The organism is Alkalihalobacillus phoenicis, assembly GCF_047302405.1.
Classification (GTDB): domain Bacteria; phylum Bacillota; class Bacilli; order Bacillales; family Bacillaceae_D; genus Alkalihalobacillus.
The window spans coordinates 4,624,163-4,650,478 of sequence record NZ_CP154853.1; the positions used below are offsets into that span (position 1 = coordinate 4,624,163).

Sequence of the window (26,316 nt, forward strand, 5' to 3'; positions counted from 1 at the left end):
GGAAAAATACTAGATTTTATGATAAAATGAAATCGAAATAACTAGAATGATGTCACAAATCCGAATCATATGGGAGCGAAAGGGGAAAGAGTATGGAAAATTTAAAAAAGCAAGATCAAAAAGTATTTGAAGCAATTGAATTAGAGCTAGGTCGACAAAGAGACAAAATTGAATTAATCGCATCAGAGAACTTTGTTAGTGAAGCGATTATGGAAGCGCAGGGGTCTGTTTTAACAAATAAATATGCAGAGGGCTATCCTGGTCGTCGTTATTATGGCGGTTGTGAATATGTTGATATTGTTGAGGATATTGCTCGCGATCGTGCAAAAGAAATTTTTGGGGCTGAATATGTAAATGTTCAACCACACTCTGGTGCCCAAGCGAATATGGCGGTTTATTTTACAATCCTAGAGCAAGGCGATACCGTACTTGGAATGAACCTTTCTCATGGTGGACATTTAACTCACGGAAGTCCAGTTAACTTCAGCGGTGTTCAGTACAACTTTGTCGAGTACGGCGTTGATAAAGAAACACATTTAATTAATTATGACGTTGTCCGTGAATTGGCGTTAGAACATAAACCAAAGTTAATTGTAGCTGGGGCAAGTGCATTCCCACGTGCAATTGATTTTGCTAAATTCCGCGAAATCGCTGATGAAGTCGGAGCATACTTAATGGTCGATATGGCTCACATCGCTGGTCTAGTGGCAGCAGGTCTTCACCAAAATCCAGTACCACACGCTCATTTTGTCACAACGACAACTCATAAAACATTACGCGGACCACGCGGCGGAATGATTCTTTGTCTAGAGGAGTTCGGCAAGAAAATTGACAAATCAATCTTCCCTGGAATCCAAGGTGGACCATTAATGCACGTTATTTCTGCTAAAGCCGTTTCATTTGGCGAAGTCTTAACGGACGAGTTCAAAACATACGCAGGTCAAATTATTACCAACGCCAAGCGTCTAGGTGAAAAACTTCAAAGCGAAGGCATTAACCTTGTTTCAGGCGGAACAGATAATCACCTTTTATTACTAGACCTTCAATCATTAGGGTTGACAGGAAAAGTAGCCGAGCATGCTCTTGATAGTGTCGGAATTACGACAAACAAAAACACAATTCCATTCGATCCACAAAGCCCATTTGTCACAAGCGGAATTCGTATCGGAACAGCAGCCGTTACATCTCGTGGCCTTGATGAAGAAGCAATGGACGAAATCGGCGAACTAATCGCTCTTACATTAAAGAACACAGAAAACGAAGAAGCACTAGAAGAAGTTCGTACACGTGTCGCAACACTAACAGCTAAATTCCCAATGTACCCAAGTTTATAAAAACGAGAGTACTGATTATAAATATGAAATGAAAGGCCAGGCGAGCTAACTTGTCTGGTTTTTCGTTGTGTGACCGGCATGAGTGCAGGCTCTAGAGGGGAAGTCGAAAGCTGTGAAGACAGTAGTTTCGACAAACTTCGATAAATGACAGGCACGTGTCGAAAAGGGAGCCAAAGAAGCCGGAAGCCGTTGGAGAAGAGCTGGAAAGGGAATCAAAGGGAGTCAATGAAGTCTGAAGCGAGCGAATAAAAGCCAGAAAGGGAATCAAAGGGAGTCAATGAAGCCGGAAGCCAGCGAATAAAAGCCGGAGAGGGAATCAAAGGCCGTCAATGAAGGACGAAGCGAGCGAATAAAAGCCGGAGAGGGAAGCAAAGGCCGCCAAAGAAGCCGGAAGCTAGCGAATGAAAGTCACAAAGGGAATCAAAGGCCGTCAATGAAGCCGGAAGCAAGCGAATAAAAGCCAGAAAGGGAATCAAAGGAGGTCAATGAAGCCGGAAGCTAGCGGATAAAAGCCGAAAAGGGAATCAAAGGGAGTCAATGAAGCCGGAAGCTAGCGAATAAAAGCCGCAAAGGGAATCAAAGGCCGTCAATGAAGCCGGAAGCTAGCGAATAAAAGCCAGAAAGGGAATCAAAGGCCGTCAATGAAGCCGGAAGCTAGCGAATAAAAGCCGAAAAGGGAATCAAAGACCGTCAATGAAGCCGGAAGCAAGCGAATAAAAGTCACAAAGGGAATCAAAGGCCGTCAATGAAGCCGGAAGCCAGCGAATAAAAGCCGGAGAGGGAATCAAAGACCGCCAATGAAGCCGGAAGCCAGCGAATAAAAGTCACAAAGGGAATCAAAGGGAGTCAATGAAGCCGGAAGCTAGCGAATAAAAGCCAGAAAGGGAATCAAAGGCCGTCAATGAAGCCGGAAGCTAGCGGATAATCACTCCGAAAAATGACGATGATTAAACCACTTCCACCAAAACAAAATAATTCCGAATTCTATTTTAATTCAACGTTTAAGCCCTTCAATGATGCAATTAACAAAACGCTCACAAAAAAAATCGGCCAAATCTGACATAGAGACTTGTATCGGACGTGTTTTTTCGGTAAAATTCTTCAAGGAGATTTGCCGAATGAGCTTCGTAAGTAGACGAAGAAAAAAGGAGTAAATAAAATGAGTAAAGTATATGTGTTCGACCACCCGCTTATTCAACATAAATTAACGTATATCCGTGATAAAGAAACAGGGACAAAGGAATTCCGTGAGCTTGTAGACGAAGTGGCAGGACTTATGGCTTTTGAAATTACTCGTGATTTACCACTACAAGATGTAACCGTTGAAACACCTGTTTCGACAGCGAATGCAAAAAAAATTGCAGGGAAAAAGTTAGGTTTAGTACCGATTCTTCGTGCAGGTCTTGGTATGACGGACGGAATTTTACGCATGATTCCAGCAGCAAAAGTTGGACATGTTGGTTTATATCGTGATCCTGAAACATTAATGCCAGTCGAGTACTACGTGAAATTACCAACTGATGTTGAAGAGCGTGAGTTCATTGTAATCGACCCAATGCTTGCAACAGGCGGTTCCGCGATTGAAGCGATTAACAGCTTGAAAAAGCGTGGCGCTAAACAAATCAAATTAATGTGTTTAGTTGCAGCTCCAGAAGGTGTAGCGGCGACACAAAAAGAACATCCAGATGTAGATATTTATTTAGCTGCATTAGATGAAAAACTAAATGATCACGGCTACATCGTACCAGGTCTAGGTGACGCTGGTGACCGTTTGTTTGGAACAAAATAATAAATGAAAAAGTCGTTGGGTGGAAGCTCGATGGCTTTTTTTGTTCGTCACTTATTTGAGGGGGTTTAAAATAAATTTAGAGGATTTCCCATGACCGGTAAGTTTATAATCCATTTTCAATAAGCGAAGGAGCGTTTTTCTTGAACGAATACATTTGCACCAGTCTAATAAAGTATTAGTGAATAACGGTTTATCTGGAAAGAGTAATTGGTATTCGATGATCGTACGTTGAATGGCAGGGTCGTTAGGTTCTTTAAAGTGGCAATCAAAACAGGAGAGGGTTCGGCCTTTGATTTGTGTGTTTAATGAGTGGCATTTCTTGCATAAAATCCCTTTATTTAAATCGTCGTAATGATATTCAAGCTCTCGATATTGGCGTCTGTTTTCTGAATGTAAGGCTAGGAGTTTTTGGATGATCGAAGAGTTGGATGCTACTTTTTGGGTGTGTTGTTGCTGAAAGTTTTTCATAAATCTATTTAATTGGCTAGCAAAAATAAAGGGAGCATGAGTTGGAGTGTTAAATAAGTGGAACTCTGGATTGATAAATACTAAGTAGGAACTAATATTTAAATGTATATTATGTTGCTGGAGGAGTTGTCGTAGAAGTGTCTCACATTTTTGAAGTTGTATTAAGGGGTTTTGGATTTCCTTTCCACTTAACGTGAACCACCGATTAGATTCGATTTTAAAATCTCCTTCAAAATTTTTGACTTCAAAAAGGAAGAGTTGATCTGAGGTAATAATTAATGAGTCGATTTGGAAAGTAGAGTGATTTACTTCGAACAATAAGTCATTTAACTGTATCCAATTTTCTGAAGAGTCTTGATCGAACCATTGGTCAAACTTCAGCTCTCCCTCAAAACCTTTTTTTAAGTTTGAATATCTTAAGTAATATTTTTTAGGTATATCTTTAGTGCGATTAACTAGTGACTCTAGTATCAGTAATTCCTTTGGCTTTTTCCTATGTTTAATAATCAACTAAACACCTCCAAAATATTATTAGCTTCATTTTATAAAAAACTGAATAGTTTGTAAATTAATTTTTGTTGTTAGGGAAAATAAGAGGTGAAAAATCATGTGACTGTGTATTGAAGTCGAAAGTGAGTGAATAAGAGCGGTAAAGGGAATCAAAGCGAGTCAATGAACCCAAAGCCATCGAAAAAAAGCCGCAAAGGGAATCATAGGACGTCAATGAAGCCGAGAGCCATCGAATAAAAGCCGCAAAGGGAATCAAAGGCCGTCAATGAATCCAAAAGCCATCGAACCCAAGCTTCTAAGGGAATCAAAGGCCGTCAATGAATCCCAAAGCCACCGAACCCAAGCTTCTAAGGGAATCAAAGGCCGTCAATGAACCCCAAAGCCACCGAATCCAAGCCACAAAGGGAATCAAAGGCCGTCAATGAATCCCAAAGCCACCGAATCCAAGCCGCAAAGGGAATCAAAGGGAGCCAGTGAAGCCCGAAGCTATGAAATAAAAGCCGCAAAGGGAATCAAAGGCCGTCAATGAACCCCAAAGCCATCGAAAAAAAGCCGCAAAGGGAATCAAAGGCCGTCAATGAATCCAAAAGCTATCAAATAAAAGCCGCAAAGGGAATCAAAGGCCGTCAATGAATCCAAAAGCCACCGAACCCAAGCCGCAAAGGGAATCAAAGAGTGTCAATGAATCCCAAAGCCATCGAACCCGAGCCGCAAAGGGAATCAAAGCCAGCCAATGAACCCCGAAGCCACCGAACCCAAGCTCCAAAGGGAATCATTCGACTACAGTCACGACTACAGTCACAACCGCACCGCCATTCAATCGTCATTCGCTTCTAACCAACATTTTCCCATACATGATTCTATGCATTCCATTCCATACTAAAAAGAATCTCATTCTGTCAATAATGTAATTAACAGAATGTGCGGGAGAAGGGATGATTTTTTTGAAAAGGGTAGTAGCAATTTGTTTATTTATGTTGATGGTTATAATGCCGTTGTGTTCTCAAGGGCATACATATGCACATGAGGCTGTGGTTCAGAGTCAACAGACTGGAGCTCTAACAGAAGTTTCTGGTAAAGCCAATCATTCAGCAGCAACCGCTCATGAAACCACAAAATCAAACCTAGCAACTGGAGCTATCATAGAGCGCATCACAAGTTTAGTCGATATACCACAAGTCGATATCAAAGTCAGTTCAACTCAAAGTCCAAAAGAGCTAGAACGGCCAACTTTTTCTGATGATGAAGAGGATTTGGATCGAAAAGAGATTGTGATTGTGACGGCAAAGGGGGATATGAATGAGTTAATCGAACAAATAAAAGCGGAAGTACCGGAAGCGACAATACGAAAAATTTTTACGCGACTTTATAATGGCTTCACAATGGAACTTCCTAAACGGGAGCTGACAAAGCTCGAAAAAATGGAAGATATTGAACGGATTGATCGCTTAGCTTATTTTGAAGCGAATATAGAGAGTAGTGTTCCGTTTATTGGGGCAGGTCGGACGAAGGATTTGATGAGTCGAAATGGTACTCAATTAACTGGAAAAGGGGTTAAGGTAGCCGTAATTGATACAGGAATCGATTATCGTCATCCCGATTTGCAGGTCAATTATCAAGGAGGCTATGATGTCGTTGACGATGATGAAGATCCGATGGAAACGATAGCGAGTCAAGGGATTCCAACTTTACACGGCACGCATGTAGCTGGAATTATTGCGGCAAATGGAACGTTAAAAGGTGTTGCCCCTGAAGCAGAGCTTTATGTTTATCGGGCATTAGGTCCGGGAGGCCAAGGCACAACCGAACAGGTGATAGAAGCGATTGAAAAAGCGGTCGATGACGGGGTCGATATTATTAATCTTTCGTTAGGAAATACGGTAAACGGACCAGATTGGCCGACGAGTATTGCCCTTGATAAAGCGGTTGAGGTCGGAGTCGTTGCCGTAACATCAAATGGAAACAGCGGTCCGAAAATGTGGACAGTCGGTTCACCTGGAACATCTTCAAAAGCCATTTCAGTTGGGGCATCCGCACCACCTATTCAGACACCGTATGTTACGATTTTTGGTGAAGATAAAGAGCTAACATTGCTTCCTATGGGTGGGACATTACCTTGGAATTTGAAACGAGACTTCTCAGTAATAGATGCTGGGTATGGAACAAAAGAAGAATTTGAAGAAATCGAAGCGAGAGGGAAAATCGCCATTATTAAGCGAGGTCTTGTCCCGTTTAATGAAAAAGTAATCGCCGCTTACAATGCCGGAGCAGAAGCCGTCATTATTTACAACAATTTTTCAGGTAGCTTTGTCGGTGCGATTGAAGGTGGAGTAAAGTTACCAGCTGTCAGCGTCTCAAAAGAGGATGGCGAATGGCTCTTACAAAAAATGAAAAAGAATAAAAAGGATCTGAACATTCGAACAATCTATCGCAAAGAGCAGGATTTTATTGCTCCTTTTAGTTCGCGCGGTCCGGTGACACATTCATGGGAAGTAAAACCTGATTTAGTTGCACCAGGGGTTTCGATTAATAGTACAATCCCAAAAGGATATCTTAGTTTAAATGGAACGAGCATGTCCTCTCCGCACGTAGCTGGAGCAGCGGCCCTCATTCTAGAAGCTCATCCTGATTGGACACCGGAGCAGGTGAAAGCAGCCTTAATGAATACGTCAAAAAAGCTTTACAACAATGAAAACGCTCCTTATTTTCCTCATGAACAGGGAGCCGGGAGAATTCAAGTCGACAAGGCTGTTTCAGCGAAAACACTTGTGTATCCGGGGGCGATGACTTTTGGAAAGTGGTCAAAGGATGATTTAAGAGAAACGCGCACGATTTCATTTACGATTGATAATCAAGACGATGTGACAAGAACTTATCATGTGGTTCCACCCTTTGATGTGCCAGATGGCGTGCAATGGAAAGTGCCCTATGCGGTAACGATTGCCCCTGGTGAAAAGAAGGATATTGATTTATCGATCGATCTAATGCCGAGTGTTTTAGCAGAAGGTCTTCATCACGGAGACATTTTTATAGAAGGTGGCAAGGAAAAAGTTGCGGTTCCATTTGTATTTTTTATTGAAGAGCCAGATTACCCTAGATTAATGTCATTCCATTTTGGGCATGGGGACAAAGAAGAAAGTTATCGTTATGAATTGTATTTGCCGGGTGGAGCAGAGGAAGTCGGAATTGCCGTCTATAACCCAGATACCTTCCAATTTATTACGTATCTTGATGTCCAATACGACTTAGGTCGCGGCATGGTCGGTGGTGAGATTCATGATATTGGATTAGAGGATGGAGTTTACAAAGCCCTTGTCTATGCCAAACAAGAAGGTCGCGAAGACACGTTAGAGGCATGGATCACAATCGGAGCCGAAATCCCACCAAAAAGTCAAGGAGCGGACGTGGATTAAGAGAAAAAAATTAGCAGACGGGCGTGTTTGTCATCATGGCAAGGACGCCCGTCGATTAGTTTAGTCAATTGATTTTTGAGTGACCGAGGATGATGTGTAAAAAGAGAGGATGAATGCCGCCCACCTGCATCTGTCAAATTTTGTTCACATTTTCATCAGGAAAGCGAAGGAAACGTTGCCGGGTGTATGGATTCGGCATAAATCGCATAACTAACAGAAATTCGACTTATATTAATAGAAAATAATAGAAATAATAAATAGGAATAGACCGGATTTTGTCTATTATTGTTTGTCGGAAATGTGAACAATCAAAATAGATGACATTTCTCCAATTTTTTCATGGGAAAACCAATTGACACTTGGTTTTCCCTATTGTACGATTACAAAGGATATGAAGATGATAAGGGTTACATATCCAGCGATTTTTTTGATATTGGACATGCCATTTAGAGGATGGGAAGGAGACTTTTATGTCGAAACCTGAAAAGAGTCCTTATCGAGCGATGGCGCTTGTTTCTGTTATCTCGTCATATATTGTCGTTTGTACATTAGCAGGTGTTTATAGTGGTTTGTGGTTAGATGAACGCTTTGATACTACTCCGCTCTTTTTGATTGTCTCTATATTTACTTGGCTAGGTGTTGCGTTTTATGCTGTGTTTAAAACGATTCAACCTTACTTAGGAGAAGATGAATAATTATGACTTCCATTGGCAACAAAATGAAACAATATACGATTATTTTTCTAATTGCCTTGGTGGTAACAATTATTTGTTTTTTTGTAACACCTTATCCCGATGTATTCCTCGGTTTAACTCTTGGTTTTTTGGTTAGTTATCTTAATCTTTTGACGATCTACCAGAAAACTTCTCTCATTGGTCGTATCGCAAGCAACTTACAAAAGCATTCGATGATTCCAGTGCTCTTTGCTGGGTTTAGCTATGCTATACGCATCTCACTTGTCATTCTTGCACTGTTTGTTGCAATGCAATTTCCTGATGAAGTGAACTTAATTTCGGTCATTGCAGGGATTTCCCTGGTTTATGTCATTATATTTGTGGATACTATAACTCAAAGTGGCAGAAAGAGGTGAAATAAAATATGGCAATTATGGCACATGTGTCCCCAATAAGAACCTATATGGGTCTTGATTTTAATATGTCTTCCGTTCTTATGACGACTATAGCGTGTGTGATCGTTTTCTTAATCTGTTTTATCGGAACGAGAAAATTGTCCATGAAACCATCTGGAATGCAAAACTTCTTAGAATGGGTTGTCGATTTTGTTCGTGGGATTATTAAGGCGAACATGGGATGGAAAGTCGGTGGACAATTTATCGCCTTAGCTTTTACATTACTATTTTATGTGTTTGTAGCAAATATGTTGGGTCTTCCATTTGAAATATATAATGAAGCTACACATGAAGTTTGGTGGAAATCACCAACCTCTGACCCGGCTGTTACTATATCAATGGCAGCATTAGTCATTCTCCTCACACATTACTATGGGATTAAAATCCGTGGAATGGGAGAATATTTAAAAGACTATGTTCGACCAGTATGGTTCTTGCTTCCATTTAAAATTATTGAGGAATTTGCCAACACTTTAACACTTGGAATGCGTTTATTTGGTAACGTATATGCCAAGGAAATGTTAATGATACTATTAGTTGGTTTAGGGACATCAGGTTTCCTTGGGGCATTTGGTGCATTCCTACCATTAATCGTTTGGCAAGCCTTTGGTATGTTCATTGGTTCGCTGCAAGCATTTATCTTTGCAATGCTCGCAATGGTTTATATGGCTCACAAAGTTGAGGCACATTAATTTAGGTAATAACGCTCTATTGAGCAAAAAAATAATAAAAATGATTTCATCATAGGGAGGAAATTTTATCATGGGTTTATTAGGAGCAGCAATTGTTGCAGGTTTAGCAGCTGTCGGAGGAGCAATCGCCGTAGCTATCATTGTAAAATCAACTATCGAGGGAGTAACTCGTCAACCAGAACTTAAAGGTACATTACAAACACTTATGTTCATTGGGGTACCTCTTGCAGAAGCCGTACCAATCATCGCGATCGTTATGGGCTTCCTAATCTTAGGTAACGCTTAATACGATTTTGTCGCAGGAATGCGACCACCTTTTGCACATAAAAATGGCGACAGCATCCACAACGAGGCTGCGCCATTGCTTGTGTAAGGTTTAACAACTTAAATGATTCATTATGTAACTTGATAAAAAAGCTTGAATATAAAAGGTTTTACTGAGAAATTCTCACATCCATGAAAGGAGTGAACGAAATGGGTTTTGAAATACCATGGGGCTCTATTGCTTATCAATTAATTGCATTTCTTGTATTATTAGCCCTTTTAAGCAAATTCGCACTTAAGCCTTTACTTGGCATTATGGAAAAGCGTGAGCAAATGGTTAATGACCAAATTGAGAACGCTGAAGCGAGAAGCAAAGAGGCTGAAGCATATATTAAAGATCAACGTATTGCTTTAGAAGAAGCTCGTACGGAAGCACATGAAATCGTACAAAATGCGAAAAAACTAAGTGAGCAACAAGGTCAAGAGATCTTAGAGCAAGCTCGTGTTAACGCAGAAAGAATTAAAGATGCAGCTCTTGCAGAAATTCAACGCGAAAAAGAGCATGCGGTTAGCGAACTTCGTGAACAAGTCGCAAGTCTATCTGTTCTCATTGCTACTAAAGTGATTGAAAAAGAACTTAATACAGAAGAACAAGACAAACTTGTACAAGAGTACATTAAAGAGGTAGGCGGTAAGCTATGAGTAACGTTGCCGTAGCCAATCGTTATGCAAATGCCCTTTTTCAAGTTGCACGCGAAAAAGGAATCCTCAATCAAGCAATTGAAGAGCTTCAAGCAATCAAGGGCGTTGTTCAATCAACTCCTTCTTTCTCAAAATTCCTTGAAAATCCGAAATTTACAAAAGAGCAAAAGCGCACGTTTATTCAATCAAGCTTTCAAGGTACATTAAGTGATGCAGTCGTTACGACGTTGCAAATCTTAGTGGATCGAAAGCGTACCGATATTCTTGTGCCAATGATTGAGAAGTTTGTCGCTTTATCTTATGAAGCACAAAATATTGCTGAAGCCACTGTGTTTTCAGCAAAAGCACTAACTGAAGAAGAAAAAACTCAAATAGCTCAAGTGTTTGCGATGAAAGTCGGAAAATCTCAGCTATTAATTAATAATGTAGTAAACGCCGACCTTTTAGGCGGTTTGAAAATTCGTATTGGTGACCGTATTTTTGATGGAAGCGTTAAGTCTCAACTTGATCGCTTAGAGCGTCAATTGGTTACGGGAACACGTTAGTAGAAGATAGGGGTGAATGATATGAGCATCAAACCAGAGGAAATTAGCTCTCTAATTAAACAGCAGATTGAGAATTTTGAATCTGATGTTCAAGTACAAGATGTAGGTACAGTTATCCGTGTCGGTGACGGTATCGCACTTGCTCATGGCCTTGAGAATGTTATGGCGGGTGAATTACTCGAATTCTCAACTGGTGTAATGGGAATGGCTCAGAACCTTGAGGAAAACAATATCGGGATTATCATTTTAGGACCTTACCGTGGCATTCGTGAAGGTGACGAAGTAAAACGTACAGGTCGTATCATGGAAGTGCCAGTAGGGGAAGAATTATTAGGTCGTGTCGTAAACTCACTAGGACAACCTATCGATGGTTTAGGTCCAGTAAATACGACAAAAACACGTCCAATCGAAGCACAAGCACCTGGTGTAATGGCTCGTAAATCCGTTCACGAACCATTACAAACAGGAATTAAGTCTATTGATGCAATGGTACCAATTGGCCGTGGTCAACGTGAGTTAATCATCGGGGACCGTCAAACGGGTAAAACAGCGATTGCAATTGATACAATCTTAAACCAAGCCGACCAAAATATGATTTGTATTTATGTCGCTATTGGTCAAAAAGAATCAACAGTTGCAGGTGTTGTAGAGACACTTCGTCAAAAAGGTGCTCTAGATTACACAATCGTTGTATCAGCGAGTGCATCAGATCCAGCTCCAATGTTATTCTTAGCACCGTATGCAGGGGTAACAATGGGTGAGGAGTTCATGTATAACGGAAAGCATGTTTTAGTTATCTATGATGATTTAACTAAACAAGCATCTGCTTATCGTGAGCTTTCATTATTACTTCGTCGTCCTCCAGGTCGTGAGGCGTTCCCAGGGGATGTATTCTACTTACATTCACGTTTACTTGAGCGTGCAGCGAAATTAAACGATGATTTAGGTGGTGGTTCGATCACAGCTTTACCTTTCATTGAAACACAAGCTGGTGACGTATCTGCTTACATTCCAACAAACGTTATTTCCATCACTGATGGACAAATTTTCTTACAATCTGATTTATTCTACTCAGGTGTACGTCCAGCCGTTAATGCCGGTTTATCGGTATCACGTGTTGGGGGTTCTGCCCAAATTAAAGCGATGAAGAAGGTTGCCGGTACACTACGTCTTGACTTAGCTGCTTACCGTGAACTAGAAGCGTTCTCTCAATTTGGTTCAGACCTTGATAAAGCGACACAAGCAAAATTAAATCGTGGTCAACGTACAGTTGAGATTTTAAAACAAGACTTACACAAGCCACTTTCAGTTGAAAAACAAGTTGTGATTCTTTATGCCTTAACAAAAGGTTTCTTGGATGATATCCCAGTGGCTGATGTTTTACGCTTTGAATCAGAGTTGTTCACTTTCATCGACCATAACAAAAAAGAATTATTTGATCACATCCGTACAACAGGTGGATTACCTGAGGATGCTGACTTAGTGGCAGCGATCAATGAATTCAAAAAAGGCTTCACTGTAAGTAAATAATTGAAGTTTAAGGTTCCCGAGTGATCGGGACCTAACTTCTATATAAATTGTTCGGCATTCATTGTGAAATGGATGGAATAGTTTTGCAAAAAAGGTGGTGAAACAAGTGGCTTCATTACGTGATATAAAAGCACGCAAGACGTCTACTCAAAAGACAAAACAAATTACGAAGGCGATGCAAATGGTTTCAGCTGCAAAGCTAAACCGTGCTCAAAATAAAGCACAAGCCTTCCAACCTTATACGGATAAAATTCACGAGATTGTATCTGGTATTGCTGCTTCTAATACAGAAGTATCACACCCAATGCTTCAAACTCGCCCCGTTAAGAAGACTGGTTATGTCGTAATGACTTCTGATACAGGTCTTGCGGGTGGTTATAATAGTAACCTCGTTCGTGATTTGCTTAAAACAATTGAAGAGCGTCACACATCACCAGATGAGTATGCAATCATTGTCTTAGGTCGTATCGGTCGTGACTTGTTTAAAAAACGTAATCTTCCAATCGTTCAGGAGTTAACCGGTCTACCCGATCAACCTGAATTTAATGATATTAAAAATGTGGCTCGTACAACAGTTGAAATGTTTGCAGACGGCATTTTTGATGAGTTATATGTATGGTACAACCACTTTGTCAATCCAATCAAACAAGATGTAACGGAGAAAAAGCTTTTACCATTATCGGATATCGGGACAGATGGAGCTAAAGGTGCAAGTAGTGAATACGTGTATGAGCCATCTGAGGCAGCTATTTTAGAAGTGCTTCTTCCACAATATGCGGAAAGCTTAATTTACGGTGCATTACTTGATGCCAAAGCTAGTGAATTCGGTGCTCGTATGACAGCAATGAGTGCGGCAACGGATAACGCTTCAAGCTTAATTGATGAGTTGACATTAACATATAACCGTTTAAGACAAGCAGCGATTACGCAAGAGATTACGGAAATCGTCGGCGGAGCAGCTGCATTAGAATAATATCGGAACGCAAATCAATTGATGATACGGTCAATAGACTACTTTATAAGTGTTTATCAAAGTAGTTGATAGCCAATAGGAGGGAAATAAATGAATACAGGTCGCATTACTCAAGTAATGGGTCCAGTTGTTGACGTAAAGTTTAACAGTGGACAGTTACCTGAACTCAATAATGCATTACGCGTTGAACAACGTGGCGCGAGCATAAATGCAGTTGATGTTAATGTAACATTAGAAGTAGCCTTGCACCTAGGTGACGACACTGTTCGTACAGTTGCGATGTCTTCTACAGACGGACTTGTTCGTGGAACAGAAGCGGTTGATACAGGCGACGCGATTACTGTGCCAGTTGGAGACGTGACATTAGGTCGCGTATTTAACGTATTAGGTGAAGCAATCGACTTAGCAGACCCAATTCCAGCTGATGCTACGCGTGCTCCAATTCACCGTGAAGCACCTAAGTTTGATGAGCTTTCTACAGGTAAAGAAATCCTTGAGACAGGAATTAAAGTTGTAGACTTACTAGCTCCTTATATCAAAGGTGGTAAAATCGGACTATTTGGAGGAGCGGGAGTAGGTAAAACCGTTCTTATCCAAGAACTTATTAACAACATCGCTCAAGAGCACGGTGGTATCTCTGTATTCGCCGGTGTAGGAGAGCGTACTCGTGAAGGAAATGACCTTTTCCATGAAATGACAGATTCAGGCGTTATTAAGAAAACGGCAATGGTATTCGGTCAAATGAACGAGCCACCTGGTGCGCGTATGCGTGTTGCCCTTTCTGGCTTAACAATGGCTGAGCATTTCCGTGATAAAGATGGACAAGACGTTCTTTTATTCATCGATAACATCTTCCGCTTTACACAAGCTGGTTCAGAGGTTTCGGCCCTACTTGGTCGTATGCCATCTGCCGTTGGTTACCAACCAACACTTGCAACGGAAATGGGTCAATTACAAGAGCGTATCACATCTACTAAAGTCGGTTCTGTTACATCAATCCAAGCGATTTATGTACCAGCCGATGACTATACGGATCCGGCTCCAGCAACAACTTTCGCTCACTTAGATGCAACAACAAACTTAGAGCGTAAGTTATCTGAGATGGGTATTTACCCAGCCGTGGATCCATTAGCTTCTACATCTCGTGCCCTTTCTCCAGAAGTTGTCGGAGAAGAGCATTATGCAATTGCTCGTCAAGTACAGCAAACACTACAAAAGTACAATGAGCTTCAAGATATTATCGCAATCCTTGGTATGGATGAGCTTTCAGAAGAAGAGAAACAAATCGTTGCCCGTGCACGTCGTATTCAATTCTTCTTATCGCAAAACTTCCACGTGGCTGAGCAATTTACTGGCCAAAAAGGATCTTATGTACCGGTTAAAGAAACGGTTAAAGGCTTCAAAGAAATTCTTGAAGGTAAGTACGATAACCTTCCAGAAGATGCGTTCCGTCTAGTTGGACGTATTGAAGAAGTTGTGGAAAAAGCAAAGGAAATGGCTTAATATCCGTTGATTAATAAGCTAGTGGTGGCTAGTCCCCGCTAGCTCTCCTCATAAATTTTTGAGGAGACAAATTTCAAAACCCGTATTGCTATTAAGGAGGGTTTTTACATGCCAACTATTAATGTGAATGTCGTAACTCCTGATGGCAAAGTGTATGATGGCGATGTCGATATGGTAAGTGTTCGTACGGTTGACGGCGAGCTCGGTATTTTACCTAAACATATCCCATTAGTTGCTCCATTAACAATCGGAGCAGTACGCTTAAAAAACGGCTCAACTGTTGAAAAAGTTGCAGTAAGTGGTGGCTTCGTCGAAGTTCGTCCTGACCAAGTAACGATTTTAGCAGAGGCTGCGGAATTGCCTTCAGATATCGATGTAGACCGTGCAACACAAGCGAAGGAACGTGCAGAGAAGCGTCTAGAAGAGGTTAGACAAGAACAAACCGATTCAAAACGCGCTCAACTTGCCTTAAAACGTGCCATGAACCGCTTGGATGTATCAGGTAAATAATCAAATCAAAAAGGGAGTAGGATGCCAAGACATCCTATTCTCTTTTTTTCGTATGTGAGCGTTGTTCGACAGGTGCCTGTCATTTGTCGAAACGCCTCTAATGAAGCCCGAAGCAGTTGAATAAAAGCCAGGAAGGGAATCATAGGTCGTCAATGATGTCAGAAGTGATTGAATAAGAGCCGCAAAGGGAATCAAAGAGCCGCAATGAATCCCAAAGCAAGTGAATCAGAGCCGCAAAGGGAATCAAAAGCCGTCAATGAAGCCCGAAGCCAGCAAATAAAAGCCACAAAGGGAATCAAAGGCCGCCAATGAAGCCCGAAGCGATTGAATCAGAGCCACAAAGGGAATCAAAGGCCGCCAATGAAGCCCGAAGCGATTGAATCAGAGCCGCAAAGGGAATCAAAGGCCGCCAATGAAGCCCGAAGCCAGCAAATAAAAGCCACAAAGGGAATCAAAGGCCGTCAATGAATCCCGAAGCGATTGAATCAGAGCCGCAAAGGGAATCAAAGGATGTCAATGAAGCCCGAAGCGATTGAATCAGAGCCGCAAGGGAATCAAAGAGCCGCAATGAATCCAAAAGCCAGCAAATCAAAGTCACAAAGGGAATCAAAGACCGCCAATGAATCCAAAAGCCAGCAAACCAGAGCCACAAAGGGAATCAAAGGCCGTCAATGAAGCCCGAAGCCAGCAAATAAGAGCCGCAAAGGGAATCAAAGAGCCGCAATGAATCCCAAAGCCAGTGAATCAGAGAGCAAAAGGAATCAAAGGCTGCCAATGAAGCCGAAAGCAATCGAATCAAAGCCGCAAGGGAATCAAAGACCGCCAATGAAGCCCAAAGCCAGCAAATAAAAGCCACAAAGGGAATCAAAGGCCGTCAATGAAGCCCGAAGCCAGCAAATCAGAGCCGCAAAGGGAATCAAAGAGCCGCAATGAAGCCCGAAGCCAGCAAACCAGAGCCACAAAGGGAATCAAAGGCCGTCAATGAAGCCCGAAGCCAGCAAATCAGAGCCGCAAAGGGAATCAAAGCTCGTCAATGAAGCCCAAAGCCAGCAAATCAAAGCCACAAAGGAAATCAAGAGCCCTCAAGAAATTGCCTCACCCAACCTAACACTAAAACTCCATTTTCAGCAACCGATTTGTTCTTTACCAATACCCAGCTTTGAAACAGCAAAACAAAAATTTTTAATAAAAAACGAAACTTTTTTTGATATTGAACGTCTTATAATTAGGTGGATTTTTAATTAGATGATTAAAGATGAATATTTGCGGGTACAGATTATAAGTGAAATGCTCCTAAAAATGTTGCTAAGATGAAATGTTTTCATTTTTGTCACAACTTCCTAAAAAAATAGGTCTGTACAACTATATAATTCCATATTTACTCTGTAGATTTTTTTTTCAAGATAAGATATGATGAGAATTGGATTGTTTTTAGTTAATGGAAACATTTATTGAGTAATCGACTGGTTGCATTTTGTCGATTTTTGGATGAATAAGTAGAAAAGGAGTTATAATCCATGTTTGATGATTTTGGACAACTGGCACTCATACATATCATGGTGAATGTCTTTTTCCTGGCATTAACATGGTGGGCATTGCAGGCCGTTCGATTTGATGTCTTTCTTCGAGACCCAAAAGGGACAAGAGCAAAGGTATTACAAGTGTTATTAACGTTTGCCCTCGCCCATTTATTAACAAATTTTTTCCTGGATTACTTAAACTCATCTCAAATGTTACGCTACCTATGGTAACTCGCTATAGCAACTGAACATGTCGAAAAGTGACTACAACTTCCATGTATGCTCACCTTTTCTCTGGTAAAAATGTTAGTAAAGAGTTTTTACGAGAGGGGAATTATACATGAAATTGGGGAAAAGTTTCTTTTTAGTTATAATTGTGTTCGGGCTCGTTATCGTACATTTTTTTGCGAATTCTTTAGGGGGTCATTCATTTGTGGCAGCAGCTAATGAACTTGTATCTTTAGCTGAAGACAAAAAATGGGACATTCATGAGTGGCAAATCTTAGCAAGGGAAGAGCAAGGTTTGATTACAAATCAAGAATCATTCAGACAACATGTACATATGATGAGCAGTGATTTAGATGATTGGCAAGTAACGGATGTTGACGATTCTGCACAAGAATGGAAAGCAACCCTTACGAATCAAAACCCAGAAATGGATGTTCAAGAATCTTTAACCGTCTTTGCATATCCAGAAAATGGGCAGTATCGTCTATCGCACACATATAAACTTCAGGGCTCCTCTCTACACACTCTCGCATCACAACAGCTGGAACCGTTAGTTAACAAAAGAATTGATTCTTTCTCACTTGATCAATCTGCAATTTATACACAACTTAAAACTTCAGAGGACCAATCGTATCTTGATAATCATCAGAGCTTGTCTCACTTTGCGACGGAATTGCTTGAATCCCTTGATGCTAAACAGGTTGAAGCATTAGAAGAAGAATCATTTGTTTCTTTTTCTGCCTATTTAGAGGACTGGGAACAAGCCATTTTAACCAACGGTGAGGAGATGAATCTTCAGCTCGCGATTAGACAAGAACAAGGATTGGGCTCTAGGACGACTGTGACAATAGGAACGCCTATTATTACGACTGAATATTGATAATATAGAAGAGACCATAATTTCTAGACGCGGAGGGGAATACGTTGGAAAAAATTATTGTCCACGGTGGCAACAAGCTAAATGGTACAGTAAAAGTATCTGGTGCCAAAAACGCTGTGTTACCTGTGATTGCTGCATCGATTTTAGCTGGCCGCGGCACGAGCCATATTTATGATGTGCCTTCATTGGCTGATGTATACACAATGCAAGAGGTTTTACGTAATTTAAACATTGACGTTGATTACACGGATGGCATTTTTAAAGTAAATGCCGAAAAAACATTAAAGACAGAGGCACCTTTTGAATACGTTCGAAAAATGCGTGCTTCATTCTTAGTAATGGGTCCACTTTTAGCTCGCGTTGGAAAAGCTCGTATCGCTTTACCAGGTGGCTGTGCGATTGGATCAAGACCAATTGATCAACATTTAAAAGGGTTCGAAGCGATGGGAGCAGTCGTTGAAATTGGAAACGGCTTTATCGAAGCTCGCATTGACGGCCGTCTTCAAGGTACAAAAATTTATTTAGACTTCCCAAGTGTGGGAGCAACTGAAAACATTATGATGGCCGCTGCCTTAGCAGAAGGAACAACAATTCTAGAAAATGCTGCAGAAGAGCCAGAAATCGTTTGTTTAGCGAACTATTTAAATTCGATGGGAGCTAAAGTACGTGGTGCAGGAACAGGTGTCATCCGCATTGAAGGTGTTGATTCTTTAGATGGTGCCAAGCACACAGTGATCCCTGACCGTATTGAAGCTGGAACATTTATGGTGGCAGCTGCGATTACTGGTGGAAATGTTCTTGTCGAAGGAGCCGTAAGCGAGCATTTACGTCCACTTATTGCAAAAATGCAAGAAATGGATGTTCAAATCATTGAGGAACCAACAGGACTTCGTATCATCGGGCCTGAAAAATTAAAGGCTGTGGACTTAAAAACAATGCCACATCCAGGTTTCCCAACAGATATGCAAGCACAAATGATGGCTTTATTTTTAAAAGCGGAAGGAACAGGCGTGATCACAGAAACGGTTTTTGAAAATCGCTTCATGCACGTAGAAGAATTCCGTCGTATGAACGGCAACATCAAAATCGAAGGCCGTGCGGCGATCATCACAGGGCCAAACTCTTTACAAGGAGCAGAAGTTGCCGCAACAGACTTACGTGCCGGTGCTGCTTTAGTTATCGCTGGACTCGTTGCAGACGGAGTTACACGCGTCACAGAACTAAAACACATCGACCGCGGATATGTCGACTTAACAGGCAAACTTCAAGGCTTAGGAGCCAATGTCGAACGCTACAACGACGAAGCCGAAACAACAACACCAGAAACCAATACGGCCGTTGAAGCCAAAACAAACTTAGTCTAACCTAAGTGAAAAAAATTAAATAAGCATTTATTTAAAACACGATAAGGTGATTCCTATCGTGTTTTTTTGGTTAGGGGATAAAGTTATAAGCAAGAGGAGTAACTGAAGCCATAGGGGCTCAATGATTGCCATAGCGTCTCTGAATCAAGTGCATTAGGAATCATAGAAGGTCACTGATTGCCAAAGCGTCTCTGAATCGAGTGCATTAGGAATCATAGAAGGTCACTGATTGCCATAGCGTCTCTGAATCGAATGCATTAGGAATCATAGAAGGTCAATGATTGCCATAGCGGCCTTGATTCGAGTGCATTAGGAATCATAGGGGATCAATGATTGCCATAGCCGCCCTGAATCGAATGCATATGACATCATAGAAGGTCAATGATTGCCAAAGCGTCTCTGAATCGAGTGCATATGACATCATAGAAGGTCAATGATTGCCAAAGCGACTCTGAATCAAGTGCATATGACATCATAGGGGCTCACTGATTGCCAAAGCGTCTCTGAATCGAGTGCATATGACATCATAGAAGGTCAATGATTGCCGTAGCCGCTCTGAATCAAGCGCATATGACATCATAGAAGGTCAATGATTGCCAAAGCGTCTCTGAATCGAATGCAATTGGAATCATAGGGGCTGAATGATTGCCAAAGCGACTCTGAATCAAGTGCATATGACATCATAGGGGCTCAATGATTGCCAAAGCGTCTCTGAATCGAATGCAATTGGAATCATAGGGGCTGAATGATTGCCGTAGCCGCCCTGAATCGAGTGCATATGACATCATAGAGGGTCAATGATTGCCATAGCGGCCCTGATTGAATTGCTTTTGACATCATTGCTCTCTTATGATTGCCTTTCCAGCTCTAAAATCAATCAAAATTTCACTTTTATTTTCGGCTTGTCTTGGATAGGCTGTGTATGAGTCAAGCTATCGACTTAATTCGTATTTTTTCTGCAAATTTACACTTTTTATCTTTATTTTTTTGTTCTAAAAAGTGATCTTTTAACTCTAGTAAATCATGTTCTATCTTTTGAGAGAGCATCATATAGTACATGTAGAGAGATACTTAATGAAGGAGTTTAGATATGAGACGGTTATTGATAACGGGGATTATTCTATGTACTGTAGTCTTATTTATTCCGACGATGCTTGTTTTACTAGGGTCATCGTCAACCAGTGAACAAGTTCAATCAACAGAAGTAGCAGCAAATCCAGCTCCCTCAACAGAGTCAAACGAAGAATATCGAACAGAAGATGATGTCACCGTAGCTGTTTATCGAAATCAGACGACAACCGTTGAACAAATTCCGCTTGAAGAGTACGTCATTGGAGTGGTTGGCTCAGAAATGCATGCGTCCTTTGAAGTCGAGGCATTAAAAGCTCAGTCATTGGCAGCGAGAACCTATGTCCTTCAGTATATGATGAATGAGGAGCACTTTGACTTTCCTGAAGGGGCAGTGGTGACGGACACGACGAACCATCAAGTATATCAAGATAACGAACAGCTAAAAGAAAAATGGGGAGCCGATTTTGAACAGAACTATGCAAAAGTACGAGAAGCAGTCTTAGCAACAAAGGGAGAGATTTTAACGTATGATGACCAACCAATTGATGCCCAATTTTTTTCCACAAGTAATGGATACACTGAAAATTCAGAGGATTATTGGGGAAATGAAACGCCATATTTAAAAAGTGTAACGAGTCCATGGGACCAAGAATCACCAAGGTTTAGTGGAGTAAAAACAATGAATGCTACGGAATTTGAAAGCAAATTAAAAGTGAGTTTACCAGCGGATGGAACCGTTGGCACGATTGTTTCGAGAACTGATGGAGGTCGAGTTGCGAAGGCTCAAATTAATGGAAAAGAGATTAGTGGTCGAGTCATTCGCGATGAATTAGGACTGGATTCATCTGATTTCCAATGGCAAAGGCAAGGCGATGAAATTATTATTCAAACACGTGGCTGGGGTCATGGCGTTGGCATGAGTCAATATGGTGCTAATGGAATGGCGCTAGAAGGAAAAACATATGAAGAAATCGTCCATTACTATTATAAGGATGTCACGATTCAATCGACAAAACCTTTTGTAGAACAATACGTCGCGAAAAATTCATAATAAAAAGAGCAGCAGCTTCACCGTTAGTTAACTCTGACGGTGGAGCTTTTTTTACAGCTGAAGAAGGGTAAGAGCGACAGGAAAATATCGGTGCCTACTATTTATTTGTAAATAGGTGCATAACGAAGCCGCACATTTCCTGATAAAAACGAGTGGGTTTCCACTAAACGTAATTTAGCAGTAGATTTTTTAAAATAGGGTGTGCCTCCTCCGAGTAAAACAGGATTGACGATAATATGAAATTCATCAATCAGCTTTTGTTTTAATAGATAATCAGAAAGAACGGAACTGGATAAAATGACGATATTTTTGTTGTTTGATTCTTTCTTTAGCTCTTGAAAATAAGAGGCGACATCTTGATTAATCAGTTCAGTAGATTTCCAATTGGCCTCCTTTAATGTGGAAGAGATGACTATCTTTTGTGTCTCGTTCATTTGTTTTGCCGTTTCTGGGAATAGATTTTCTGTCATGGGTGTTGGCCAAAAGGCAGCCATATGTTCATATGTTTTCCGACCGAAGACAAGATAATCAGCTGATTTTAAAAGCTCTAGACTGTATGAATGATATTCCGAATCGACCACATGCCAATCTATCTTATTCTTAGAATCTTCTATATAGCCATCTAGACTGACCATTACTTGAGCGAGTATTTTCCTCATATGCACCGCTCCTTTTTATAAAAGTTATCCATTTATTATTCTTTATGGGCCTGAGTAAATCCTTTTTGTAGCGGGCTTGAAGGCCTTTTTTTATTAAAAATGCATAAAAATCTTCCTTTTGTCGAAAAATAATCGAAAAAATTTTTTGAAAGATGTATACAAACCTCTTAATCTGATCAGACTGATTGCTGAGGTGATGAAACAATGAGAGAAGACGAAAATAAACGTTCTTCAGAAGAAAAAACATTAAGTGTACAAGTAAAGCGTCTAATGCGTAAACGTTGGGTCGCTCCTGCTCTTTATCTAGTTGTAGCAGCCGGTATTCTAAGTGCAGTCTTTATTCTAAATGGTCAAGAGGAATCTACTAATCCAGATGGAGAAGTAGAAATTAACGACCCTAGTTTTGTCTATGATGAAGAAGCTGTTGAAGCCGCTGTATCAAACGAAGTGTTAAAGATGCCAGCAGATGAGTCAGAAGTTGAGCTAGTAGGATTCTTTTATGACCACAATGGAACATCAGAAGAAAAGCAAGCCGCACTAGTAAGCTATAATAGTTCATTCCACCAAAACTTCGGATTGGATTATGCAATGCCTGGTGCAGAAGATTCATTTGATGTAACAGCAGCCTTAACAGGAACCGTAATTAAAGCTGAAAAACAACCTATTTTTGGTTATGTCGTTGAATTAAATCATAAGGATGGCCTTGTGACGTACTACCATAGTTTAGCAAATTTAGACGTCACTGTTGGTGATACAGTTAATCAAGGTGATATCTTAGGACAAGCTGGAAGAAATGAATACAATAAGGATGCAGGCGTACACGTTCACTTTGAGCTTAGATATGATGGTGTCCAAGTCAATCCAACAGAGCTTTTCCAACAACCAATCGATGCAATCTTTGAAGTAGTCCAATCAGATGAGGACGGAAAAGAAGCTGATGATAAGGATGGAAAAGAAGAAGAGCCTGCAGAAGGTTCAGAACAACCAACAGAAAATACACCAAATGACACAGAAGATCCTGCCGACAAAGAAGACGAAGACAGTGATAAAGAAGAAGACGGTGCAGAAGACACTGATGGCGAAGAAGCTGATGGTGAAGAAGCCGTTGAGTCTATTGGAAACGTAACTCTACTTATGTAATTTTGAAACAAAAAAACATCAGAGTTAAAAGCAAGTTCACGGCATGAATGTGGTTTTGATACCACTGGATTGAAGTCAAGGATGGAAGGTCATTTAAATTTAAGTAGGACCCGTATCTTCATAACAGCTAAGTTCAAGTGGCTGTTAGAGACCATCAAAAGGCTTAAACCAAGTTAACCTATGGAAAAAGTTTATAATATCAACCAAAGCCGTTCCGATCATTATGTCGGGGCGGTTTTTTATATTTATATAATAAATATGGGGTCGGTAGATAATGATAACGGTGAGAGCGCATGGAAGGTTTTAGACATTAAAATAGGTTATAGCTGAACGGGAAACGAATGTCTAATCGTCATCTTTCTACGTTTTAATAGAGTCGCAACAGCATGTCTGACAGAGAGGCTTAACCAAAGAGCATGCCCCTCTTTGGCTAAGAGTAGTAAGACAAGAAAGGCTCAATCAAAAGGAGGAGGAGGGCTCCCACCTAATTGAGATCATGAAGGCAATAAGTTAAGAGGAAGTGTTATACTCTTAAAATATTGTGAGGGAGGCCATAGATAACGAAGGGGGTTTATCAAAAGTGTAACTATTAGTTCGTGTGACCTTTGGGCATCTAATAGGCACCTATCCAAACTGAATTAAATGATAATGTTCATTTGACACTCCCATCCATAAATGGGCAAGCAGGCTATCGCCTGTGGGATTCTTGAATGGCTAAACGTTCTCAGTCCATTTCTGTTTTGACCAACCTTCAAGATTGCGGTGTGCCATCACCACTCCATATCCAGTGCATTTAGCAAATATGGCTACGCTACTTTTACCATAGCGTACAGCTTTTTCGTTCGGAAGGTCTGTAATTTTCAGCTTCGGAAAAAGTTCTCGATATTCCAGAATACTTCTTAATACAGCATCGCGACCCGTCTTTTTCCTGACAATTATTCACTAAAACCGTCTTCAATGAATGGCATGTTTTACATAAGATACCTTTTTTAAGCCGTTGCAATTGATATTCAGGCACACGACTATAAGGGTTTTTTACTTAAATGATTCTATAAGTAATGTTTGGTAAGTTTCTGAGGAGTGATATTTAATTGTTTTCTTTCTTCATTCAAAAGTATGCTCTTCAGTTGAGTTAATTGTGGATGAATGATGATTGGTGTATCTCGGGGGACTTGAAATAAATAGGTTTCTGGGTGGATAAAAACAACAAATGATTGTATCTGAGGAGTTAATCGATGTTTTTGTAAAAATTGACGTATGAGGCATTCGTTTCGTTGAAGGTGGGCAATTGGACTTTTAATTTCTTCATTAGACGACGAGTACCAACGATTATTATTGATTGTGAATTCACCTTTATAATTTTTCACTTCAAAAAGGTAAATACAGTACGGAGTGATAATAATAGAATCATTTTGAAAATACCTCTGACCTACTTCTAAAGAAATATCATGTAAATAAAGCCAATCATCTGGGAGTCACCTTGCCTTCCATTTGTCAAATTGTTGCTCGCCTTCATGACCTTTTTTTATACTAAGATAATGATGACGATTCTTTTCAGATAAATTGGGTAATCGACTGTTTAAACTTCTCATAATAATCAAGTGCTTCGATTCCTTCCTTTCCTTTTATATCAAATTTTCACCTCCTTTAGTATGAATTTACCAATTTATTAATCTGAAAAGTAAGACTATTTTACCGTGAAAAAATAAGCTTGTTTAGTGGTTTTGAGCGATTATCTAACAAAGAAATATATTTTTATTTTTAGAAAGAGTGGAAATCGTTATTCTTAATGGGTTTTGTGGTAGTTGAGAGGCTACTGAAAAAATATCAACATCAGCTTTCTATTAGAAAAACCAAAGACCATTAGTTTTCCCAAAGCCAGCGAATCAAAGGACGTCTATGAAGCCGGAAGCCATCGAATCGAAGTGTCAAAGGGAATCAAAGAGAGCCAATGAAGCCCGAAGCCAGCGAATAAAAGTGTTAAAGGGAATCAAAGAGAGTCAATGAATCCCGAAGCCAGCGAATAAAAGCCGGAAAGGGAATCAAAGAGAGCCAATGAATCTCGAAGCCAGCGAATAAAAGTGTTAAAGGGAATCAAAGAGAGTCAATGAAACCCGAAGCCAGCGAATAAAAGCCAGAAAGGGAATCAAAGAGCCCCAATGAATCCGAAAGCCATCGAATCAAAGCCAGAAAGGGAATCAAAGAGCCGCAATGAATCCCAAAGCCAGCGAATAGAAGCCGGAAAGGGAATCAAAGAGCGTCAATGAATCCCAAAGCCAGCAAATAAAAGCGTCAAAGGGAATCAAAGAGCCGCAATGAATCCCGAAGCCATCAAATCAAAGCAGCAAAGGGAATTAAAGAGCCCCAATGAATCCCAAAGCCATCGAATAAAAGCCAGAAAAGAAATCAAAGAGCCGCAATAAATCCCAAACCCAGCAAATACAAATAAGAGCCGTAAACAGAGACTCCGATTCAGCCGCGGAGTAAGCTAATTAATGTAACCATATTTAAAAGAGCAAACTGTTTTCTATGTGGCTTCACTACCAGCAACCTCCTAAAGCAAAAAAATCACGCAAATTATGAAAAACAGACCTTGTCCTGTGAAGAATGTGGTATATCTCTTTAGCCTGCTTAATAAACTGTACCAATCACTAACACAGATTTAGGGAGGCGAGTCGTGTGCACGATTACATCAAAGAGCGTACTATCAAGATTGGCAGGTATATAGTCGAGTCACGAAAAACGGTTCGAACGATAGCCAAAGAATTCGGGGTCTCGAAAAGTACCGTACACAAGGATTTGACGGAGCGTTTGCCAGAAATCAATCCTGACTTAGCAAACGAAGTGAAGGAAATCCTTGAGTACCACAAGTCTATTCGCCATTTAAGAGGTGGTGAGGCGACAAAAGTTAAATATAAGAAAACGCAAAACGATTCACAGGAAAAAGTCGTCAAAACTAGACAATAATTCTTGAAAAAGCTATCCCTGCCCAAGCCTTTTATGATAAAATTTATTACTAGGTAATTCGTATTTATTTCAAA

The 26,316-nt window shown here is 40.5% G+C and carries 22 protein-coding genes and 1 pseudogene; 20 read left to right on the top strand and 3 right to left on the bottom strand.

All coding sequences use genetic code 11. The features are described from left to right. Positions 1-92 precede the first annotated feature (92 nt). Both glyA and upp read left to right on the top strand, forming a co-directional pair. A complete protein-coding gene (gene glyA, locus AA0017_RS21680; RefSeq protein ID WP_413377937.1) occupies positions 93-1,334 on the top strand; it encodes a serine hydroxymethyltransferase in 1,242 nt (413 codons plus the stop codon). A gap of 1,159 nt (positions 1,335-2,493) precedes the next feature. Continuing rightward, positions 2,494-3,123 (top strand): uracil phosphoribosyltransferase, encoded by a 630-nt coding sequence (gene upp, locus AA0017_RS21685; RefSeq protein WP_003324578.1) that lies wholly within the window; start codon positions 2,494-2,496, stop codon positions 3,121-3,123. A gap of 51 nt (positions 3,124-3,174) precedes the next feature. On the opposite strand, the gene AA0017_RS21690 is transcribed toward upp, so the two are convergent. Continuing rightward, positions 3,175-4,101 carry a nuclease-related domain-containing protein gene (locus AA0017_RS21690; RefSeq protein WP_413377939.1) on the bottom strand — a complete coding sequence of 309 codons (927 nt, stop codon included), beginning with the start codon at positions 4,099-4,101 and terminating at the stop codon, positions 3,175-3,177. A 935-nt stretch (positions 4,102-5,036) separates the two neighbouring features. Between AA0017_RS21690 and AA0017_RS21695 the strand changes: the two genes are divergently transcribed. The 16 genes from AA0017_RS21695 (at position 5,037) to spoIID (ending at position 21,476) form a co-directional block, all read left to right on the top strand. Then, positions 5,037-7,514, top strand: coding sequence for a S8 family serine peptidase (locus tag AA0017_RS21695; protein WP_413377941.1), 2,478 nt, complete (start codon positions 5,037-5,039; stop codon positions 7,512-7,514). 470 nt (positions 7,515-7,984) lie between these two features. After that, positions 7,985-8,209, top strand: a complete 225-nt coding sequence (locus tag AA0017_RS21700) for an AtpZ/AtpI family protein (RefSeq protein WP_413377943.1) — start codon at positions 7,985-7,987, stop codon at positions 8,207-8,209. A gap of 2 nt (positions 8,210-8,211) precedes the next feature. Then, positions 8,212-8,604 (top strand): ATP synthase subunit I, encoded by a 393-nt coding sequence (locus AA0017_RS21705; protein WP_413377945.1) that lies wholly within the window; start codon positions 8,212-8,214, stop codon positions 8,602-8,604. A gap of 17 nt (positions 8,605-8,621) precedes the next feature. Then, positions 8,622-9,335: a F0F1 ATP synthase subunit A gene (atpB, locus tag AA0017_RS21710; RefSeq protein ID WP_413382762.1), complete on the top strand. Its 714-nt coding sequence runs from the start codon at positions 8,622-8,624 to the stop codon at positions 9,333-9,335. A 70-nt stretch (positions 9,336-9,405) separates the two neighbouring features. Then, the gene (atpE, locus tag AA0017_RS21715; protein ID WP_413377947.1) at positions 9,406-9,621 is read left to right on the top strand and encodes a F0F1 ATP synthase subunit C; all 216 of its coding nucleotides are present in this window, start codon (positions 9,406-9,408) and stop codon (positions 9,619-9,621) included. A 188-nt stretch (positions 9,622-9,809) separates the two neighbouring features. Then, on the top strand, positions 9,810-10,301 hold the full coding sequence (atpF, locus tag AA0017_RS21720) for a F0F1 ATP synthase subunit B (protein WP_413377949.1): 492 nt from the start codon (positions 9,810-9,812) through the stop codon (positions 10,299-10,301). After that, positions 10,298-10,846: a F0F1 ATP synthase subunit delta gene (locus tag AA0017_RS21725; RefSeq protein WP_413377951.1), complete on the top strand. Its 549-nt coding sequence runs from the start codon at positions 10,298-10,300 to the stop codon at positions 10,844-10,846. The genes atpF and AA0017_RS21725 overlap by 4 nt, the downstream gene beginning before the upstream one ends. 21 nt (positions 10,847-10,867) lie before the next feature. Continuing rightward, entirely contained in the window at positions 10,868-12,376 is a 1,509-nt protein-coding gene (gene atpA / locus AA0017_RS21730) for a F0F1 ATP synthase subunit alpha (RefSeq protein ID WP_413377953.1), read from the top strand. A 106-nt stretch (positions 12,377-12,482) separates the two neighbouring features. Continuing rightward, positions 12,483-13,349 (top strand): ATP synthase F1 subunit gamma, encoded by an 867-nt coding sequence (gene atpG, locus AA0017_RS21735; RefSeq protein WP_413377956.1) that lies wholly within the window; start codon positions 12,483-12,485, stop codon positions 13,347-13,349. Positions 13,350-13,439: 90 nt separating this feature from the next. Further along, entirely contained in the window at positions 13,440-14,852 is a 1,413-nt protein-coding gene (gene atpD / locus AA0017_RS21740) for a F0F1 ATP synthase subunit beta (RefSeq protein ID WP_413377958.1), read from the top strand. Positions 14,853-14,960: 108 nt separating this feature from the next. Continuing rightward, complete coding sequence (locus AA0017_RS21745; protein ID WP_413377960.1) at positions 14,961-15,362, top strand: F0F1 ATP synthase subunit epsilon; 402 nt, start codon at positions 14,961-14,963, stop codon at positions 15,360-15,362. 510 nt (positions 15,363-15,872) lie between these two features. Further along, the gene (locus tag AA0017_RS21750; protein WP_413377962.1) at positions 15,873-16,037 is read left to right on the top strand and encodes a hypothetical protein; all 165 of its coding nucleotides are present in this window, start codon (positions 15,873-15,875) and stop codon (positions 16,035-16,037) included. Positions 16,038-16,879: 842 nt separating this feature from the next. Next, complete coding sequence (locus AA0017_RS21755; protein WP_413377964.1) at positions 16,880-17,113, top strand: DUF1146 family protein; 234 nt, start codon at positions 16,880-16,882, stop codon at positions 17,111-17,113. A gap of 109 nt (positions 17,114-17,222) precedes the next feature. After that, positions 17,223-17,990 (top strand): YwmB family TATA-box binding protein, encoded by a 768-nt coding sequence (locus tag AA0017_RS21760; RefSeq protein WP_413377965.1) that lies wholly within the window; start codon positions 17,223-17,225, stop codon positions 17,988-17,990. A gap of 44 nt (positions 17,991-18,034) precedes the next feature. Continuing rightward, the gene (murA, locus tag AA0017_RS21765) at positions 18,035-19,354 is read left to right on the top strand and encodes a UDP-N-acetylglucosamine 1-carboxyvinyltransferase (protein ID WP_413377967.1); all 1,320 of its coding nucleotides are present in this window, start codon (positions 18,035-18,037) and stop codon (positions 19,352-19,354) included. A 1,090-nt stretch (positions 19,355-20,444) separates the two neighbouring features. After that, the gene (gene spoIID / locus AA0017_RS21770; protein ID WP_413377969.1) at positions 20,445-21,476 is read left to right on the top strand and encodes a stage II sporulation protein D; all 1,032 of its coding nucleotides are present in this window, start codon (positions 20,445-20,447) and stop codon (positions 21,474-21,476) included. Positions 21,477-21,577: 101 nt separating this feature from the next. Here spoIID and AA0017_RS21775 read toward each other — a convergent pair whose 3' ends face one another. Next, positions 21,578-22,135 carry a dihydrofolate reductase family protein gene (locus tag AA0017_RS21775; RefSeq protein ID WP_413377971.1) on the bottom strand — a complete coding sequence of 186 codons (558 nt, stop codon included), beginning with the start codon at positions 22,133-22,135 and terminating at the stop codon, positions 21,578-21,580. Positions 22,136-22,339: 204 nt separating this feature from the next. Between AA0017_RS21775 and AA0017_RS21780 the strand changes: the two genes are divergently transcribed. Then, positions 22,340-23,275, top strand: a complete 936-nt coding sequence (locus tag AA0017_RS21780; RefSeq protein ID WP_413377973.1) for a peptidoglycan DD-metalloendopeptidase family protein — start codon at positions 22,340-22,342, stop codon at positions 23,273-23,275. A gap of 1,049 nt (positions 23,276-24,324) precedes the next feature. Here the strand turns inward: AA0017_RS21780 and AA0017_RS21785 are convergent. Then, a pseudogene (locus tag AA0017_RS21785) lies at positions 24,325-24,735 on the bottom strand (nuclease-related domain-containing protein); the annotation flags it as partial. Between the two features lie 1,219 nt (positions 24,736-25,954). On the opposite strand from AA0017_RS21785, the gene spoIIID reads away from it, so the two are divergent. Then, entirely contained in the window at positions 25,955-26,242 is a 288-nt protein-coding gene (gene spoIIID, locus AA0017_RS21790; protein ID WP_003320615.1) for a sporulation transcriptional regulator SpoIIID, read from the top strand. Positions 26,243-26,316: the final 74 nt, after the last annotated feature.

Bases quoted from the DNA above. Each gene is read 5' to 3' on its own strand.
- glyA (WP_413377937.1), top strand. From the start codon at position 93: ATGGAAAATTTAAAAAAGCAAGATCAAAAAGTATTTGAAGCAATTGAA.
- upp (WP_003324578.1), top strand. From the start codon at position 2,494: ATGAGTAAAGTATATGTGTTCGACCACCCGCTTATTCAACATAAATTA.
- AA0017_RS21695 (WP_413377941.1), top strand. From the start codon at position 5,037: ATGATTTTTTTGAAAAGGGTAGTAGCAATTTGTTTATTTATGTTGATG.
- AA0017_RS21700 (WP_413377943.1), top strand. From the start codon at position 7,985: ATGTCGAAACCTGAAAAGAGTCCTTATCGAGCGATGGCGCTTGTTTCT.
- AA0017_RS21705 (WP_413377945.1), top strand. From the start codon at position 8,212: ATGACTTCCATTGGCAACAAAATGAAACAATATACGATTATTTTTCTA.
- atpB (WP_413382762.1), top strand. From the start codon at position 8,622: ATGGCACATGTGTCCCCAATAAGAACCTATATGGGTCTTGATTTTAAT.
- atpE (WP_413377947.1), top strand. From the start codon at position 9,406: ATGGGTTTATTAGGAGCAGCAATTGTTGCAGGTTTAGCAGCTGTCGGA.
- atpF (WP_413377949.1), top strand. From the start codon at position 9,810: ATGGGTTTTGAAATACCATGGGGCTCTATTGCTTATCAATTAATTGCA.
- AA0017_RS21725 (WP_413377951.1), top strand. From the start codon at position 10,298: ATGAGTAACGTTGCCGTAGCCAATCGTTATGCAAATGCCCTTTTTCAA.
- atpA (WP_413377953.1), top strand. From the start codon at position 10,868: ATGAGCATCAAACCAGAGGAAATTAGCTCTCTAATTAAACAGCAGATT.
- atpD (WP_413377958.1), top strand. From the start codon at position 13,440: ATGAATACAGGTCGCATTACTCAAGTAATGGGTCCAGTTGTTGACGTA.
- AA0017_RS21745 (WP_413377960.1), top strand. From the start codon at position 14,961: ATGCCAACTATTAATGTGAATGTCGTAACTCCTGATGGCAAAGTGTAT.
- AA0017_RS21750 (WP_413377962.1), top strand. From the start codon at position 15,873: ATGTCAATGAAGCCCGAAGCGATTGAATCAGAGCCGCAAGGGAATCAA.
- AA0017_RS21755 (WP_413377964.1), top strand. From the start codon at position 16,880: ATGTTTGATGATTTTGGACAACTGGCACTCATACATATCATGGTGAAT.
- AA0017_RS21760 (WP_413377965.1), top strand. From the start codon at position 17,223: ATGAAATTGGGGAAAAGTTTCTTTTTAGTTATAATTGTGTTCGGGCTC.
- spoIID (WP_413377969.1), top strand. From the start codon at position 20,445: ATGAGACGGTTATTGATAACGGGGATTATTCTATGTACTGTAGTCTTA.
- AA0017_RS21775 (WP_413377971.1), bottom strand. From the start codon at position 22,135: ATGAGGAAAATACTCGCTCAAGTAATGGTCAGTCTAGATGGCTATATA.
- AA0017_RS21780 (WP_413377973.1), top strand. From the start codon at position 22,340: ATGAGAGAAGACGAAAATAAACGTTCTTCAGAAGAAAAAACATTAAGT.